At 61.1% G+C, this 16,941-nt stretch carries 15 protein-coding genes and 2 pseudogenes; 7 read left to right on the top strand and 10 right to left on the bottom strand.

The features are described 5' to 3' along the window. Positions 1–744: 744 nt before the first annotated feature. Positions 745–1,497 carry a DUF5343 domain-containing protein gene (locus AC1DWZ_RS09530; RefSeq protein ID WP_477168646.1) on the bottom strand — a complete coding sequence of 251 codons (753 nt, stop codon included), beginning with the start codon at positions 1,495–1,497 and terminating at the stop codon, positions 745–747. A gap of 376 nt (positions 1,498–1,873) precedes the next feature. Here AC1DWZ_RS09530 and AC1DWZ_RS09525 point away from each other — a divergent pair, with 376 nt between their 5' ends. After that, positions 1,874–2,077, top strand: a complete 204-nt coding sequence (locus tag AC1DWZ_RS09525; protein ID WP_477169500.1) for a hypothetical protein — start codon at positions 1,874–1,876, stop codon at positions 2,075–2,077. Here the strand turns inward: AC1DWZ_RS09525 and AC1DWZ_RS09520 are convergent. After that, a pseudogene (locus AC1DWZ_RS09520) lies at positions 2,001–2,900 on the bottom strand (IS1595 family transposase). The gene AC1DWZ_RS09525 and the pseudogene AC1DWZ_RS09520 overlap by 77 nt on opposite strands. A 128-nt stretch (positions 2,901–3,028) precedes the next feature. Next, entirely contained in the window at positions 3,029–3,925 is an 897-nt protein-coding gene (locus tag AC1DWZ_RS09515; protein ID WP_477168645.1) for a LysR substrate-binding domain-containing protein, read from the bottom strand. Positions 3,926–4,033: 108 nt separating this feature from the next. On the opposite strand from AC1DWZ_RS09515, the gene AC1DWZ_RS09510 reads away from it, so the two are divergent. From AC1DWZ_RS09510 to arsB, 4 genes are all read left to right on the top strand, one after another. Then, on the top strand, positions 4,034–4,441 hold the full coding sequence (locus tag AC1DWZ_RS09510; RefSeq protein WP_477168644.1) for a tautomerase family protein: 408 nt from the start codon (positions 4,034–4,036) through the stop codon (positions 4,439–4,441). A 340-nt stretch (positions 4,442–4,781) separates the two neighbouring features. Next, positions 4,782–5,174 carry an ArsR/SmtB family transcription factor gene (locus AC1DWZ_RS09505; protein ID WP_477168643.1) on the top strand — a complete coding sequence of 131 codons (393 nt, stop codon included), beginning with the start codon at positions 4,782–4,784 and terminating at the stop codon, positions 5,172–5,174. Then, the gene (locus tag AC1DWZ_RS09500) at positions 5,155–5,682 is read left to right on the top strand and encodes an arsenate reductase ArsC (RefSeq protein WP_477168642.1); all 528 of its coding nucleotides are present in this window, start codon (positions 5,155–5,157) and stop codon (positions 5,680–5,682) included. Before AC1DWZ_RS09505 ends, AC1DWZ_RS09500 begins: the two co-directional genes overlap by 20 nt. Before the next feature lie 5 nt (positions 5,683–5,687). Next, the gene (arsB, locus tag AC1DWZ_RS09495) at positions 5,688–6,734 is read left to right on the top strand and encodes an ACR3 family arsenite efflux transporter (protein ID WP_477168641.1); all 1,047 of its coding nucleotides are present in this window, start codon (positions 5,688–5,690) and stop codon (positions 6,732–6,734) included. Between the two features lie 64 nt (positions 6,735–6,798). Here arsB and AC1DWZ_RS09490 read toward each other — a convergent pair whose 3' ends face one another. Continuing rightward, positions 6,799–7,833: a proline racemase family protein gene (locus tag AC1DWZ_RS09490; RefSeq protein ID WP_477168640.1), complete on the bottom strand. Its 1,035-nt coding sequence runs from the start codon at positions 7,831–7,833 to the stop codon at positions 6,799–6,801. Positions 7,834–7,865: 32 nt separating this feature from the next. After that, on the bottom strand, positions 7,866–8,741 hold the full coding sequence (gene dapA / locus AC1DWZ_RS09485) for a 4-hydroxy-tetrahydrodipicolinate synthase (protein WP_477168639.1): 876 nt from the start codon (positions 8,739–8,741) through the stop codon (positions 7,866–7,868). A 178-nt stretch (positions 8,742–8,919) separates the two neighbouring features. Here dapA and AC1DWZ_RS09480 point away from each other — a divergent pair, with 178 nt between their 5' ends. Next, the gene (locus AC1DWZ_RS09480; protein WP_477168638.1) at positions 8,920–9,639 is read left to right on the top strand and encodes a GntR family transcriptional regulator; all 720 of its coding nucleotides are present in this window, start codon (positions 8,920–8,922) and stop codon (positions 9,637–9,639) included. Positions 9,640–9,804: 165 nt separating this feature from the next. On the opposite strand, the gene AC1DWZ_RS09475 is transcribed toward AC1DWZ_RS09480, so the two are convergent. Beyond that, positions 9,805–11,112: a M24 family metallopeptidase gene (locus AC1DWZ_RS09475; RefSeq protein WP_477168637.1), complete on the bottom strand. Its 1,308-nt coding sequence runs from the start codon at positions 11,110–11,112 to the stop codon at positions 9,805–9,807. Between the two features lie 183 nt (positions 11,113–11,295). Between AC1DWZ_RS09475 and AC1DWZ_RS09470 the strand changes: the two genes are divergently transcribed. Continuing rightward, complete coding sequence (locus AC1DWZ_RS09470; RefSeq protein WP_477168636.1) at positions 11,296–12,069, top strand: class II aldolase and adducin N-terminal domain-containing protein; 774 nt, start codon at positions 11,296–11,298, stop codon at positions 12,067–12,069. 267 nt (positions 12,070–12,336) lie between these two features. On the opposite strand, the pseudogene AC1DWZ_RS09465 reads toward AC1DWZ_RS09470, so the two are convergent. The 4 genes and pseudogenes from AC1DWZ_RS09465 to AC1DWZ_RS09450 form a co-directional block, all read right to left on the bottom strand. Further along, a pseudogene (locus AC1DWZ_RS09465) lies at positions 12,337–13,944 on the bottom strand (acyl-CoA synthetase); the annotation flags it as partial. A gap of 42 nt (positions 13,945–13,986) precedes the next feature. Continuing rightward, positions 13,987–14,595 carry a DUF1326 domain-containing protein gene (locus tag AC1DWZ_RS09460; RefSeq protein WP_477168635.1) on the bottom strand — a complete coding sequence of 203 codons (609 nt, stop codon included), beginning with the start codon at positions 14,593–14,595 and terminating at the stop codon, positions 13,987–13,989. A gap of 21 nt (positions 14,596–14,616) precedes the next feature. Next, on the bottom strand, positions 14,617–15,399 hold the full coding sequence (locus AC1DWZ_RS09455) for a DUF2182 domain-containing protein (RefSeq protein ID WP_477168634.1): 783 nt from the start codon (positions 15,397–15,399) through the stop codon (positions 14,617–14,619). Between the two features lie 92 nt (positions 15,400–15,491). After that, the gene (locus AC1DWZ_RS09450) at positions 15,492–16,928 is read right to left on the bottom strand and encodes an ATP-binding protein (RefSeq protein ID WP_477168633.1); all 1,437 of its coding nucleotides are present in this window, start codon (positions 16,926–16,928) and stop codon (positions 15,492–15,494) included. Between the last annotated feature and the right edge of the window lie 13 nt (positions 16,929–16,941).

Raw genomic sequence — 16,941 nt, 5'->3', positions numbered from 1 at the left:
TCACTCGGGGCAGCGTTACAGCCGCCTGATCCATGAGGGCAGTATCCTCAAGGAGTTGGGCGGCCGCCGTTTATGATCGGGATGCCTGCCGATCCAGGGGGCCCGCTTTCCCGTGGGGTCCAGGGGGATGGCTGATCCTGCCATCCGAGGAGCCCAGCTTGCCCTGCTGATCCAGAGGGGGACCCGTCCTCCGCTTTGGTCCTGCGGGGATCGCTGTCCCATCGATCCGGGGGGCCGGCCTTAAAGGCACCGACCAAGACCTTGGCATCCCGCAGCATCAAGCCGCGGGATACCGGAACCGGCCTGCACCGAAGGCCCTTTCGGGGCCGAAGCGGCCTTGCGCCGGGGACAAGCGAGTGATTGCAGATGGGCGAATGATGGCAGATGGGCGCACGATGGCAGATGGGCGATGGCGTCCCGCCGCCCACGTCAAACAATGCGCAAGTGTATTAGTGCCATATTCCCATATCTTTGTCAAGAACAAAATAGGAACTATATGTTTCGGGGCGATCCCCTGAAGGCAAGTAAAAAATAGAGTCAGAAAATTGCTAGAATCTAGATGCGCAAACGGCGCGCCGGGATGGACCCCGATACGCGCCGTTTGTTCCAGACACCCTTTTGGAAGGGGCCGGGCTAGTCCCCCGTTAGGGGGAAACCGTTAATGACCGGGTCATGGACCACATGACAGACCTCCTTTCGGTTGGGGTTCTGGCAGCGTGTGTGCTGGCAAGCTTCAGCACGCTGTCACTCGTTATCGTCATCGGCGCCCTTGTTGGGCGCCGATTCCTTTTGTGGCTGATCGTCAATTTTGTACGTGTAGTCCAGTACGACGCCGAAGGTTTTCACGAACTCTTCTCTGCGCTCCTTGGTCCAACAGCCGGATTTATTTGGGAGCGTGGCCAACAGTCCCGCCAGCGGCGCGGGTAGATCACCCGCAGTGGCCACTGCGCCGACGGAGTGACTGTTGGTTGCTGGTTTAGGCTCCACTCGACGCGCTGGAGGGAGTTTTATCGGCTTCACCGCCACTGTCGCACCAGTAGTGCGCTTAGTACTCGCTGCCCGCTGCCTCACCGCCATAACCCCAGCGGCCGTGAACAGTCCAATGAACAGCGTAACCATACGGCTCTGCTGTCCAGTCGGTGCATATTTCCTGAATGCGTCACGAATTGTGATCTCGTCATCCGTTGCCGGATCGACATAAGTCAATGCATCGGCGTATACGCGCTTCAGCCATTCCGCCAGTCGCTGCTGATACTCTGCTGCTGGAGCAAGGCGCAGGCCTTCAAGTGTTTCTGTGATGCTACCGTTGTCCTGAATAAGCTCTAGCACCTTGAGCGCCTGCAGGGTTCGCGGAATAAGGCTGTCCTGAATGCCTATGCGCTGCAGTACATCCGCATCAACCACTGCTGGCAGCCCTTTATTCCGGTGACGTTCGATCAAGCCAAGAATGGCCGATGCGGGGGCATAAGGGGCAGATTGATCCGTTGTAACCGACATGGGTAGCCTCGCCTAGAATAGATTCCACTCAATTTCTACCTTCTTGAACAAACATAGTCAATAATATGTTTTGTTAATGGCGTGTACACGCCATCTTGTTCTAGTACTATATCAACTGTTTGATAAATATGGGAAAATATTTTTTAGTGCGCATGTGAAATGAAAACCGTCAGAACAATGACTATCAGTAATGAACGGCGGCCAAGAGTGATTCAGCGCGTTTACGGAGGGTGGCTGGCCTATTCCGACCGTGGAGTTGACATCCAGATAGGCGTTACCGCCGACTGCAGAAAGGACGCCATCCAGAAATATCAAGAGGAATTGAGGGCATGGCGACGTAATATAGCCGCAGGCCGGCAGCAGATTGGGCAATCCCATGGATGAACGCTTATCGCTCAGCAAAGCGGCAGAACTCGGTCGATTGGACGAGTTTATTGAGCAAGAAGAAAAACGCGGCCACGTGGTGTCACGGGCCGCGCTCGATACCGCCTTGTCGACGGTGATTAAATCGCCGCGATCAGAAGATCAAACATCCCCTGCACCTTTGCTCGATGCGTCGAGCAGAAAGCAAACTCGTTAGCATAAGACTGCATGTATTGCGGCGAACACGTGCATATGAGTTGACGCCAGCGACTGCTTGAAGATGCGCCAGAAGTTCTCAATGCTATTCGTGTGATGGTTGACGCCGGTATCGGCGTCTTTCTTGGCCCATTTCTTGCGCATATGGTTCACGCGGCTATGCGTGTAGCCTTCTTCTTCCAGCAAATGATAGGCCTTGTGTTCGTCGGTAGATACGGTGGTGCCTTCCGCGACATTTCCCATGACTTGGTAGCGCAGAGTTAGCTGCTTCGTGTCGGGGACCAGGACACCACGGACGCGACCGCCGCGTTCTTTCATGCCCAGCACAACAGTCTTGTTGCCCGATAATTGCCCTTGCCGGCACCATAAACACGGCCACCGATAAAGGCTTCATCAACCTCAACGTGGCTCTGCAGCATACTGAAATTGTCCGCACGACCGATCAGGTCACGGACCTGCTTGGCGATGCGCCAGCCAGTCTTGACTGTGACGCCAAGCTGGCGGGACAGCTCGCGGCCTGAAACGCCATGACGGGTCGAGACGAACAGGAAGATGGCATAGAACCAGATCTGCAGCGGGGTCCGGCTGTCTTGGAAGATGGTCCCGACACAGGGGTACAGGTGGTCGCCGCAATGCGCGCAGGCATAGGCCTTGCGGTCTGTGATGCGGTGGAAGGTGGCTTCAATAACTCCGCACTTACGGCAGGTGTGCCGCATCCCGTAGCGCACCGTCATAACGCAATCTAAACAGGCTTCCTCGCTCGGGAAGCGCTTGAAGAACTCACGGACGCCGAATTTCTTCGGCTTGCTGGGGGCGGGTGTCATGGGTGTGTTTTCCATGACTGAGAATGTAGGGCATCATCATACTTGTGCCAAGGGGATCACCCCGATATGTTTTGAAAGCAAGTACGGAAATTTGCGACATGTCTGAAAAGTGCCAACAACGATCATGTTTAGGCCGGGACGATTTGGGCGGCCGCCTCGTCCCTCAACCATGCTGAGAAACGTGCCGACTTTCGATCAGCAGGTCGCGAGCCGCGTAGGATGTACCGATAGCCTGTCTCCCTAAACCCAAAGGGGGCGACAAGACGACCTCCAGTGACTTCGTCGGCCACGAGATGCCACGGCACGACGCATGCTCCAAGCCCGCTAAGCGCGGCTTCGATTGTGAAATAGTAGTGCTCGAATTGAGCGGCAGGCTTGATCTTCGCATCCAGTGCCGGCGCTCCAACCAACGCGTCCCAGGTTGCCCAGGCGTTGGGCCTGGTGCGCGTTGCCAACCGCGGGATTGATGAAAGGCCGCTGGTTCGAAGCTGCTTCGCTGAAGGCATGAGCGCCGGCACCAGCACGACACCGATCTGCTCTCGAAACAGCAGGGCGTCGCGTGGGCGGAGAACCTCCTCGCCATCGATCACTGTGATAACAAGATCGAAGCGTCCGCGCTCAGGGTCGATGTGTTCTTTGTCGGTGCTGAGGCGCACGTCAATGCCTGGGTGGACCTGCGTGAACCGATGCAGGCGTGGGATCAGCCAGCGCATCGCTAGCGTGCTTAGACACGCAACCTGAAGAAGGCCCTCTTCCTCCGCAAGGACAGCTCGAACAGCGTTATCGATCTGGTCGAGCGCTGCGGTCAGGACCGGAGCAAGTGATTGGCCCGTAGGTGTCAGTTGCGGCTTGCTTCTTGGACCATCAAACAAGTCGATGCCGAGGACAGATTCCAGTTGGCGCACCTGTCGGCTGACAGCGCCGTGAGTGACGCCGAGCTCTTCGGCAGCGACCGTTAAGCGGCCAAGCCGGGCGGCGGCCTCAAACGCGCGCAACGCGTTGAGCGGTAAGTTCTTGCGTTTCATGTGAGTATTACTCACAAACATGAGGATGATTAGTCAATAACAAAAGAGGTATGACTCGGAGTACGCTTGTTTTTTGCACAAAGAGCACGCGACCCAGGAGCCTCACTCATGCCATTCGTAAGAACCGCCGTCAGGCAGGGGACCGGTGCGCCCCAGAAGCAGCTGATCGTCGAAAGTATCCACAATGCCCTGGTTCAAGCGATCGGCATGCCAGAAGACGAGCTGTTCAATCTGGTCAGCGAGTACAACGCCAGCGACTTCCTATATTCGCGCACGTTCAATGGCGTTGCCCGCTCTGATCACCTGGTCGTCGTCGAGATCACAATGAGGCGCGGCCGAAGCGATGCCATGAAGAAAGCTCTCTACGCAGAGATCGCAGCCAACCTGGAGAAGCGCGCCGGTATCTCGCCGAAGGACGTGTTCATCTTCACGCACGAGAACGACTATTCGGATTGGTCCGTGGGCAATGGGCAGTTCGCCATGGTCCTCGCGCAGCAGCGCGGCAGTGATCTCTAAGATATTGCGCGAGAGCGTTTGCCAACTTTAAAGACCCAGAAGCGGCTTCACTCGCGCGATCGCTTACCATCCACGAATTTGCCTGCAAGGGCTCACTCATCTGCCAGAAACTCGTGGGTGGTCGGCCTTCGCCGACAGCCCTCCTCCACCGACGACGAATGTCGGCCTTCGCCGACGGCGGGGGAGGGGGTTCCCACCGAGCGATGGTGACATCCTCTCCCCCGCCGTCGGTGAAGGCCGAGCCAAAACAACGACATTTTGATATTTATCAAAATGTCGTTGACGAGCGCGTCCTGACCGCATATTTTGATGATTATCGAAATGATGTCGAGGCCGGGTCATGGACGTCAAAGAAAAAGAACCTGTGACCGCTGCGTTGAGTGGGGCCGTCAATGCCTTGGGGGCGCTGGCGCATGAGCATCGGCTGACGCTGTATCGGCTGCTGGTGCAGCGCGGGCCGGAGGGATTGCCGGCGGGGCATCTTGCCGACCAGCTCGGCATGCCGCCATCGTCGCTGACCTTCCACGTCCAACAGCTGCTTCATGCGGGGCTGGTCACGCAACGGCGTCTTGGCCGGCAGATCATCTATGCCGCCGACTATACGACCATGAACAATCTCATGGCCTATCTCACCGAGAATTGTTGCGGCGGCGATACGGTTTGTGCGCCGGTCTGCAATCCGGCCATATCCTCATGCACGGGAGAGACGAAAGATGACGCAACCGTTGCGTAACGTGCTGTTCCTCTGTACGGGGAATTCCGCGCGATCGATCCTCGCTGAAAGTATTCTTCGCCAAGACGGCGCCGGGCGGTTCCGCGCTTATTCCGCCGGCAGCATGCCGAAGGGCGCCGTGCATCCATTGGCGCTGAAGGTCCTCAAGGATTTCGGCTATCCGACGGCCGAGCTTTCCTCGAAGAGCTGGGAGGTGTTCGCCAAGGCGGGGGCACCCGTGATGGATTTCGTCTTCACCGTCTGTGACAATGCTGCAGGCGAGGTCTGCCCCATCTGGCCCGGCCACCCGATGACCGCGCATTGGGGCATCGAAGACCCAGCCGATGCCGGCGGGACTGCACTGGAGCAGGAAGCGGCCTTCGTCACGGCGTTCCGCTATATGAAGATCCGCATCAACGCCTTTGCCGCCTTGCCGAGTGCCGGCCTCGACCGCTTGTCGCTGGTCCACAGATTGCGCGAGATCGGGCATGCTGACGGATCATCCCAGAAACGTCCGCGGGTGGCGTAGCGAGCATGGGTCTCTTCGAACGCTACCTCACCCTGTGGGTGGCGCTCTGCATCGTTGCCGGCGTGGCGCTCGGCTATCTGATGCCAGGCGCCTTTGCCTTGATTGCCTCTGCCGAACTGGCGCAGGTGAACTTGGCCGTGGCAGCGCTCATCTGGCTGATGATCGTGCCCATGCTGCTGAAGATCGATTTTGCAGCACTTGGCGAGGTCGGCCAGCATTGGAAAGGCATCGGCGTCACCCTCTTCGTCAATTGGGCGGTGAAGCCCTTCTCAATGGCCTTGCTGGGCACTATTTTCATCGGCCATCTGTTCGCCCCCTGGCTGAATGGGGTTGAGACCAGCTCCTATATCGCCGGCCTCATTCTGCTGGCCGCAGCACCCTGCACGGCGATGGTGTTCGTCTGGTCGGGCCTGGTCGAGGGCGAGCCGCATTTCACGCTCGCCCAAGTGGCGCTCAACGATCTCATCATGGTCTTTGCCTTTGCACCCGTCGTGGCGCTGCTCCTCGGGCTGGCGTCGATTACGATCCCCTGGAACACGCTGCTGCTTTCTGTCGTGCTTTATATTGTCGTGCCGGTGATCGCAGCACAGATCTGGCGCCGGCTCCTGCAACAGGCTGGCCAACTAGATCGATGCCTTGCCCTGCTTCGCCCCTATTCGCTGGGGGCGCTCCTTGCCACACTCATTCTGCTGTTCGGCTTTCAAGGCCAGCAGATCATCGCCCAACCGCTGGTCATTCTCTTGCTGGCGGTCCCCATTCTCATCCAGGTCTATCTCAATGCCGGCATCGCCTATTGGCTGAGCCGGCGGCTGGGCGTTGCCTGGTGCGTCGCGGGGCCGGCAGCACTCATCGGCGCCAGCAATTTCTTCGAACTGGCGGTGGCTGCCGCCATCAGCCTGTTCGGCTTGAATTCCGGTGCCGCCCTTGCCACCGTCGTCGGCGTTCTGGTCGAGGTGCCGGTGATGCTGTCCGTGGTGAAGATCGTGCACGCCACCCGCCCCTGGTATGAACGCAAGCAACGGCATGACACGGTCGCTCGCGCCGCTGATTGATCTTGCGGCCTCGCAGCCGTCGCCTACCCTCTCTCCCGCGCGATAGGCGAGCCGGATGGTGGCGCTAATCCAGCAGATCGACCTGGGGGCCCCACGTATCTGAGAGGGCGAAGCCGGTCTGGAAGGGATCGGCGGGATCGCGGCGCAGGCGTTCTGTGCCGTAGATCCAGGCTTGGCCGGTGATGCGTGGGATGATCGCGGCATAGGGGCCGACCTTGGTTTCGCCGATTATCTCGACCCGGAATTCGCCGCCGATGATCGAGCGCGAGGTGCGGCTGTCGCCCACCTTCACCTTACCCCGCGCATGCAGCACGGCGAGGTTGGCGGAACTGCCTGTGCCGCAGGGCGAGCGGTCGACGCGGCCTGGCTTCAGCGTCGTGCAGGTGCGGATGGCGCCGTCCGGTTCATCGCCACGGAACATCACATAGGCGAGCTCGTCGAGGCCGTCGATCTCCGGATGGCGCACCGTGATCTGCGCGCCGATGAGTTTCTTCAACTCGATGCCCGCTTCGGCAAGCGCGCGGGCATTCTGCGGTTCGATGGCCAGGCCGATCTCACTTACATCGACGATCGCGTAGAACACGCCGCCAAAGGCGATGTCGGCCTTGATCCGGCCCCAGCGTGGCGTCTCGATGGTTCTGTCCAACGCCAAGACGAAGGCCGGAACATTATCGAGGCTGACGGACAGGCAGCGGCCGCCGCTGCATTGGGCACGCGCGGTGATGAGACCGGCTGGGGTGTCGAGGCGGACGATGGATTCGGGTTCCCGCATCGGCACGCGGCCGGATTCGAGCAGCGCCGTCACCACACAGATGCAGTTGCTGCCCGACATGGGATGGGCGCGGTCGGCTTGGAGGACGATGAAGCCAGCATCGGCATCCGGGCGCGTGGGTTTGATCAGTAGATTGACCGACATGGCGACACCAGCGCGCGGTTCGAAGGTCACGAAGCGGCGCAAGGTATCGTCGACATTGTTGATGTGGTTCATCTTGTCGAGCGCCGTGGCGCCGGGAATATCGGGCGCACCACTGACGATGACCTTGCCGATCTCGCCTTGGCAATGCACCAGCAGCAATTCGATGGCGCCGTCCCACATCATCGGAGCCCCCTGCATCGCCGGCATTCCCTGGCTCAGAGTTTCGCCGCGGCCAGCACTGCCGCAAGCTCGCGCTTCTCGGCAGCGTTCAGGGGCAGCAGCGGGCGCCGCGTCTCGCCCACGGGAATGCCTGCAAGCTCGCAGCCATATTTCACCTTCTGCACGAATTTGCCGGATTCGAGATTGGTCATGGCCGGATAGAGCGCCCGGGCGATAGCCTGCGCCTTCGTGAGATCGCCAGCGGTGAAGGCGTTGTAGAAATTGACGGTCTGTTCGGGCAGGCAGTTCGCCGGACCACAGATCCAGCTGGTGGCGCCCCACATGAAGAAGTCGAAGGCCTGGTCGTCGCTGCCGCAGGAGAGCTGGTACTTGCCCGGATAGCGCTTGTTGATCTCGAGCGCGCGCAGGAGATTGCCGCTGCTCTCCTTGATGCCGATGACGCGTGGATTGTCGGCCAGCGCATCCATCACCTCGAAACCGACCTCGACGCCGGCGCGGAGCGGGAAGTTATAGAGGACGATCTCGACATCGACCGCGTCCAGGACCGCCTGGTAATGGGCGAGCAGCTCTTCTTGCGTGGGGAGCGAATAGTAAGGCGGCGGCAGGAGGACCGTATCGTAGCCGATCTTCTTTGCGGTCTCGGTATGGCGGATCACGTCGCGGGTGGAGCCCGCATTGGTGCCGGCGATGAGCAGTCCCCTTGTGCCGACCCGGTCGTGCACGAAGTGCAGCACGTCGGCGCGTTCCTGGTCCGACATGGCGTAATATTCGCCGGTCGAGCCCATCGGCACGAAGCCGTGCACGCCCGCCTTGAGATGCCAATCGATGATGCGGCCGAGGGTCGCGAAATCCGTCTCGCCCTGGCTGTCGAACGGTGTCACCAGCGCCGGCAGGATGCCCTTGAGCTTCATCTCAAATCTCCATAACGCGTTGTAAATATGATGTTCTGGCGCGATCGAGCCCGTTCCGGGTGCCGCGCGGATGGAGAGAACAATGTCGGCACACTGTCGACAATGTCAAATGTAAAATACAATGTGTCGACAATGCGTCGGGGCGTTTGTAGAATGCGTGACGGGCAAAGGAGCATCCATGCAGGCTGAAGAGGGCGATTCAAAGCGGGCGAAAGGACAAGGCTGGAAGCAGGTCTATGAGACGCTCCGCACCGAGATCCTGGCGCTGACCCTGGCGCCGGGACAGCTGCTCGACGAGACGTCGCTGGCTGAGCGTTTCGGCCTGTCGCGGTCGCCGGTCCGCGAGGCGCTCATCCGCCTGTCGGTCGAGGATCTGGTCGTGACCTTGCCCAACCGCAGCACCATCGTGGCACCGATCGAGATCGCAACTTTCCCCGCCTATGTCGATGCCCTCGACATCGCGCAGCGGATGAATTGCCGGCTGGCCGCGGAACTGCGCAGCGAGCTGGATCTCAAGACCATCGCCGGTCGCCAGCGGACGTTCGAGGCGGCCGTCAAATCCGGCAATCACCTCGCCATGTCGGAGGCCAACAAGGATTTCCACATGGCCATCGCCCATGCCGGCCGCAATCCCTATCTCACCGCCTTCTATGAAAAACTGCTCGATCAGGGACGGCGCATGCTGCATCTCCATTTCGAGTTCCTGGAGCGCACCCATGAGGGCTATCTGCTGACCGACGAGCATCACGAGATGCTGGCGGCGATCAWGGCACGCGATGTCGAGCGCGCGGACCGGTTGGCGCACGATCATACGCGGCAGTTCCGCGACAATTTCGTGAGCTTCATGAAGGAAAACTACACGACGGATGTGGCGCTGGGCCGTGTCAGGGTGGCGTGAGTCATCGCCAACCCCCTCTCCCTAACCCTCCCCCACGTTGGGGGGAGGGAATTTGAGCCAGCCTGATACTAACAGCGCGACCAACTCGATGAGCTCCCTCCCCCCAACGTGGGGGAGGGTCGGGGAGAGGGGGATCTCACCACCGCACGATAGGGCGATGCGCCTCTACACCTCTTCCCACGGAAAACTATCCAGCCGTTCGACGCCCTTCTCCGTGATCACCACCTGCGTTTCCAGTTTCACGCATTCGCCTTTGCCGGCTTCGCCGATCAGGCTTTCGACACAGACGGTCATATTGTCCTGGAACACACCTTGGTAGGATGCCTGCCAATCGGGGTGCAGCGGGATTGAGGGATATTCGTCGGCGAGGCCCACGCCATGGACGGCGACGGAGTAGCGGCAGGCCAGATATTTCTCCGGGATGGCCCAGGATTTGGCGTTGAATTCGTCGAAGCTCATGCCGCTCCTGAGGATGCCGAGATTATGGTCGATCTGCTCCAGGGCAGCGGCATAAAGATCGCGCTGGTGCGGGTTCATCCTGGTGTGGCCGATGGTCCAGGAGCGGGAGAGGTCGGCGCAATAGCCATAGGGGCCGATCATGTCGGTGTCGAAGCCCAGCATGTCGCCGGCCTCGGCCACATGGTCGGAGCATTCCTTGAACCAGGGATTTGTGCGGGCACCGACGGTGAGGAGGCGCGTTTCCAGCCATTCGCCGCCCGAGCGGATGTTTTCGTAATGGAGCTCGGCCCAGATTTCCTGTTCGGTCTTGCCTGGGAGCGAATGGTCATAGAGGCGCGCCATCCCGGCCTCGCAGACGCGCACGGTCCAGCGTATGAGCTCCAGCTCTTCGGCACTCTTGATCGAGCGGGCGATTTCGGTGAGGGCCTGGCCCTCGACCACGGTGACGCCGCGCTTGCGGAGCGCGTCGATGCCGGGTGCGTCGAGCTTATCTATAGCGAGGCGCATGTTGCCGCCATTACGTTCCTTGAGGATCGAGACCAGTTCATCGGCCCAGGCATCGACCCGCTCCTGCAGCCGGTCGGCGGTGTACATGTAGAACCAGGCATTGCCGGGCCGGACCTCGTTCACCGTCTCATAGCCATCGGCCAGATGCTCGGCGCCGCGATAGGCGAATTCGATGGCGTGGCCGTCGGCAAAGACCAGGGCATAGTGGAACGGGTTGTGGGTCGCCCAGAGCTGCATGTTGGAAAGATCGAGGGCGTAGCGGATGTTGATCGGGTCATAGAGCAGGATGGCGGCGCAGTCCTTGGCCACCACCTGATCGACCAGCCGTTGCTTCCGGTAACCGCGCGCCTTGATCAGCGTCGCCTTGGGGATGGCGCTTTTCAGCGGCCGGTCGGCGCCCGCCGGGTTGAGATAGGTGGCCTTGCGCGCGTCCTTGAAAATCGGCCCCGTGGTTGGCCCCCCGGTTGGCCCCCTGGTTGGCCCTGGTGCGATCGAATCCGCCGACATGTCTGCCCCGATGAGACTGTTTCGCCGGCTGCAAATCTAGCGCCGGCGGCCCGGAACCGGGGATACTTAAATGGAATAGGCTGATTTCGGACATGAATATGTCCGAATTTGACCAATCCCCCGGGATTGCCGCATAGTAGCCTCTGCAGTGCACAATGCACCTTTTGGCCTTTCATGGAGCAGATGATGAATTCGTCGGTTGCCCGCATCCCCGCAAAAGCCCGGCTCGACAATTCGCATTACGAGGAGCGCTGCCAGCTGGCGGCAGCCTTCCGCTGGACCGCCGAGCTCAACATGCATGAGGGTGTCGCCAACCATTTTAGCCTGGCGGTCTCCGACGATGGCAGCCAGTTCCTGGTCAATCCCTGCGGCAAGCATTTCTCGCGCCTCAAGGCCAGCGACCTCATTCTGCTCGATGCCAACGATCCCACGACCATGGACCAGCCGAACGCGCCGGACCCCACCGCCTGGGCGATCCACGGCGCCATCCACCGGAATGCGCCCCATGCGCGCTGTGTCCTCCATGTGCATTCCAAATATGCGCTGACGCTGGCAACCCTCAAGGATCCCAGCATGCCGCCCATCGACCAGAACACGATGCGTTTCTATAACCGCATCTCCTATGATTTGGGCTTTGACGGCATGGGACTTGGCGACGAGGCCGAGCGCCTCTCCAAATGCCTTGGCAACAACAAGGTCATGGTCATGGGCCAGCACGGTGTGCTGGTGGCAGCCGAAACCGTCGCCGAAGCCTTCGATATTCTCTATTATTTCGAACGCTCGGCGGAGACGCTGATCACGGCCTATATGACGGGGCGCGAGCTCAACATCGCCAGCGCCGAGGTGGCCGAAAAGACCGCGCGCCAGTGGGAGGAATATCCCTCCGACATGATGAGCGCGCACCTTGCCGAGATCCGCGCCATTCTCGATGTGAAGCAGCCGGATTACGCGGAGTAGTTTCGCAGTTTGATCATACGTCATCCCCGGGCTTGACCCGGGGATCAGGTACGGCTGGGCTCTATCCTTCAGTTGCTGACTGATGCCCGGGTCAAGCCCGGGCATGACGTTATTGGGGAGATGCCTGCTTAGTTCACCTCCCCCCTTGAGGGGGAGGTCGCGCGGCGGGGGGTTGGGGCGTTTCAGTTTCGACCCATCGCGTGGGCTGAGAGATACCCCCCTCCCTGCCCTCCCCCTCAAGGGGGGAGGGGAAAAGAAAAGGGGGCGCTACAGCCCCTTCGCCTGCTCGCGCAGCAGGAATTTCTGGATCTTGCCGGTGGAGGTCTTGGGCAGTTCGCCGAAGATGATGCGCTTGGGGGTTTTGAAGCCGGCGAGGGATTCGCGGCAGAAGCTGATGAGATCGGCTTCGGTCGCCACGGCACCAGCCTTCAACTCAATGAAGGCGCAGGGCACCTCGCCCCATTTCGGATCGGGTTTTGCCACGACGGCTGCCAGTGCTACGGCAGGATGTTTGAAAAGCCTGCTTTCGATTTCGATCGACGAGACATTCTCGCCACCGGAGATGATGACGTCCTTCAGCCGGTCCTTGATCTCGACATAACCATTGGGATGCTGCACGGCGATGTCGCCGGAATGGAAGTAGCCGCCTGCAAAGGCTTTGGCGCTGGCATCTGCGTCCTTGTGATAGCCCTTCATCACGGTGTTGCCGCGGATGAGGATTTCACCCATCGCTTTGCCGTCGGCGGGTGGCGTGGCGCCGGTCTCGGGATCACGCAAGCGGATCTCTTCCGTGGTCGGGAAGCGCACACCCTGGCGCGCCTTGATCTCCGCCTGCTCGGTGAAAGGCAGTTCGTCCCACTCGGATTGCCAGGCGCAGTGCACGACATGGCCGAAGGTCTCGGTGAGACCGTAGACCTGCAGCACCTCGAAACCCAGTTCCGCCATCTTGGCGAGGACCGCGCTGGGCGGCGGGGCGCCGGCAGTCATCACCTTGACCGGGTGATCCACGGCGCGGCGGTCCGCCACCGGCGCGTTGACCAAAAGGCCCAACACAACGGGTGCCCCACCCAGATGCGTGATGCCGTGATCCGCGATGGCGTCGAAGATCGCCTTGGCACTGATATAGCGGCAGAGCACGGTGGTCCCCGCCACCAGTGCCATGGTCCAGGCATGGCCCCAGCCGTTACAATGGAACATCGGCACGGTGTAGAGATAGGTCGGATGGGGCGTGAGGCCCCAGCTGACCACAGTGCCGAGGCTCATCAGATACGCACCACGATGGTGATAGACGACGCCCTTCGGCCGGCCGCTGGTGCCTGACGTGTAGTTGAGCGAGAGCGATTGCCATTCGTCCGCCGGCAAGACCCATTCATGGTCGGGATCGCCGCTCTCGAGGAATGCCTCATAGGTAAGCGCGCCGAGGCGATCTGCCGGCGTACCGCCTGATTTTGCTTGGGTGTCGACGATGTCCACGATGAGGGGACGCGAACCTGTCATGCGTTCAAGGGCCAGGCGCACGGTACCGGCAAATTCCGTGTCGGTGATGAGAATCTTGGCGCTGCCATGATCCAGGATATAGGCGATGGTGTCGGGATCGAGGCGCGTGTTGATGGTGTTGAGGAGCGCGCCGGAAAGCGGCACGCCGAAATGCGCTTCAAAGATTTCCGGTGTGTTCGCGGCGATGATGGCAACCACGTCACCTTGTTCGACACCGTTCCGGATCAGCGCCGAGGCGAGGCGCGTTGCGCGCTCATGCACCTGGCACCAGCTATAGCGGCGGTCGCCATAGATGATGGCCCGCCGGTCGGGATAGACATCGCGCGCCCGCGCCAGGAAGGAGAGCGGCGAGAGCGGTACGTAATTGGCAGGATTCTTCTCGAGACCCGGTGTTTCCWTCTGGCGCCTCCACGCCTGCCCTTATGGCCCACGCCAATCGATGTCGCAGATTTCGGCGCTGCGACCGTCGAAATCCCAGACGCGGCCAAAGGCCCGGACGCGGCCCTGGTTGGCCTTGGCGACGGTGATGTCCGGGCCCATCCAATATTCGGTGTTGGTGATGACGACATGACTGCCGGGGTCCTTGCCGCCGATCGGCTCGACCTCGCCGATGATTTTCTTCGGCACGACGAGACGGCGCTTGTCGCCCTCCCGCTCAAAGCTGACGGGTGCGCGTTCGGCGCCGAGGAAGGTACTGACCAGGACCGAGAACAGGCCCGTGGTGCCGCGCGCCTTGCCGCTGAAGATAAGGCCGAGCTTCTCGAATTGCGCCTCTGAGGTACGCTCGTCGATATAGGCCGCGGCCGTCCAATTGCCGCGCGCCATGTTGCCGGGAATGTCGAGCAGCAAGGCGACGTTGAAACCGGAGAGATCGGTATCGCCGCTATGGCCTTCGTCGATGCGGATGCCGGCCCAGCCCTGGCATTGGCCTTCGGTCGGCGGATGCTTGCCCAAGGAGACGACACAGGGACAAAATACCGTGCAGCTGCAATTGAGGATCAATTCCCCTTTGAGAGCCCATTTTTCCATATCGTCTTCTTATCCTCCCGATCACAGCGCCTGCAGCGCAGTTCCCATCATGAAGCCTGCCGCCGACACCAGGATCAGCCCCAAGGGTAGGGTTACATAGCGTCCCGGGCCAGCGAGTTTTTCTAGGATCATCAACACCATGGCGAGGCCCATCCAGGCGAGGTTCATGGTGCCACCGATGAAGGCGAGGAGCATCAGCGCCCAGCAGCAGCCAAGACAATCGCGGCCATGCTTCAGCCCCATTTGGAAGGCGCCCGCGATGCCCTCGCGCCAATTGGCCATGAAGAAGGTCATCGGATGCCGGCAGCGCGTGAGGCAGGCATGCTTCATCCTGCTGAACTGATAGAGGCCGGCAAAGCCGAGCAGCCCTGCGGCCGTCAGGGGATCGGCAACGCGCCCGTCAGGTGCCAACCAGCCATGCTGCGAGAGCGCCAGCTGCATCCCGGCTGCCAACAGCGAGAAGCCGAGCCAGATAATCGTGTAGGCGGCGAGAAAGGCCAGAAAGCGCGTGGCCGCCAGATCGTCGGCACGATTCTGCACGAGAACGGCAAAGCGCTGCAGCGCCGGGAGGGCGGTGGGCAGCATCATGGCCAGCGACATCAGCGCCCACATGGTGGCGAGATGCGCAAGACCAAGGGCCGCGGGAGCGGCCAAGCAGCGCGCCCAGAAATCGTCCGCAACGGGCGCACCGTCCAGAGCGATCAAGCCAACCCAGGCCATGGCCACGATCAGGTAAAACGCGCTCCAACCCAAGAACGGATTGCGGTTCGCCAAGACCGAGATTCGATGTTGCACGTCGCTCATGGCGACAACAAAGCACGATTCACGGGCCGGTGAAATGGGGCGGTGAAACGGCGCCGATGTGCGCTGCAATGCAGCAGATGCAGCCTTGTTACTTAGGCCGAGACGCGTGGCAGACTGAGAGTGGCCACCAGGCCGCCTGCGGGACGGTTTGCCAAGGAGATGTCGCCGCCATGGGCGCGAAAAGCGTGGCGCGCGATGGCAAGGCCAAGGCCCGTGCCGCCCATCTCACCGATCGCGGCCAGATCACCATCGGGCGAGCGCGCCGGGTCGAGGCGATAGAAGGGTTCGAACACCCGTTCCTGCAAATCAGGGGGAATGCCGGGGCCGCTATCGGCGACGGTGATCTCGATCCTGCTGGCGCGTGCGGCCATCGTCACTTCGGCATGGCCGCCATATTTGACGGCGTTCTCGGCCACATTGGTGATGGCACGCATCAGTGACAAGGGGGCGGCTTCGATCTCGAGATAAGCCGGGCCTAGATAGGTGGCGGTGCCGCCAGCATCGGTGATCTCGTCGCACACGGATTGTGCGAGCGAGGCCAGATCGACCTTCACCCGCGCCTCGCCGGCAACATCGTCGCGGGCGAAGGACAGGGTCGCCGCGATCATCCGGTCCATGAGGTCGAGATCAGCAAGGTTCTTGCGCTGCTCGAAGCCCGCCTGTTGCGCCTCTGCCCGCATGCGCAGGCGCGACAAGGGTGTCCTGAGATCGTGGGAGATCGCGGCCAGCATCTGGGTGCGATCGTCGACGAAGCGCTTGAGCCGCGCCTGCATGAGATTGAAGGAGCGCGTGACCGACCGAATTTCACCGGGACCGGATTCAGCGAGGGGCATGGTCTCGATATTGACACCCAACCGTTCGGCCGCATCGGCAAAACGCTGCAGCGGGCGCGAAATGCCGCGCGCTGCCAGCAGCGAAATGGCGATGATGGTGACGAAGGCCAGTACCCAGGGCGTCCACGGATAGAAGGGGGGCGGCGGCAGCAGATCGCGGAGCGGCAGCCGGACCGAGAGCCAGGAACGATCGGCAAGGCGCAACCACAGGACCACGATCTGCTGCGGATCGAGCCGCGACCTGAAGGGTGGTGGTCCTGGCTCTTCCGGCAGGCGCCCCTCGATCAGGATCTGATCGACCAGGCCCGGCAGACGATCCAGCAACAGGCTGCGCGCGCGGCCGACGGGCGGGATATTGGCGATGAGCTCCCTTGGATCGAAAGCCGGCGGCGCCGCCAGCTCAAAATCGGCAGAGCTCAGGGACCGCAGCTTGGCGTTACGCTCGGCCACCGGTGTTGCCAGCACGAGCTCGATCGGTGCCCGGACGCGCGCAGCCAGGTTTTCCAGATGCGCCAGCGGCCCGAAGCCCCAGCGGTCACTCAGGAAAAGCAGATAGCCGAAGATTTGCGTTACCAGCATCGCCACGATCATGACCACGGCAATGCGCGTGGCGATGCGGTCGGGCCATACCTTGATCCGGGACCAGGAGGTGGGAGGCCGGGATGTGGAAGGCCGGAACGTGGAAGGCTGGGACAAGACGGCGCTGCCG

The sequence above is a fragment of the Dongia sp. P2_B8 genome (assembly GCF_056404715.1).
Note: the sequence above shows the minus strand (reverse complement) of the source record. Positions and strands in the feature narration are given on the sequence as shown.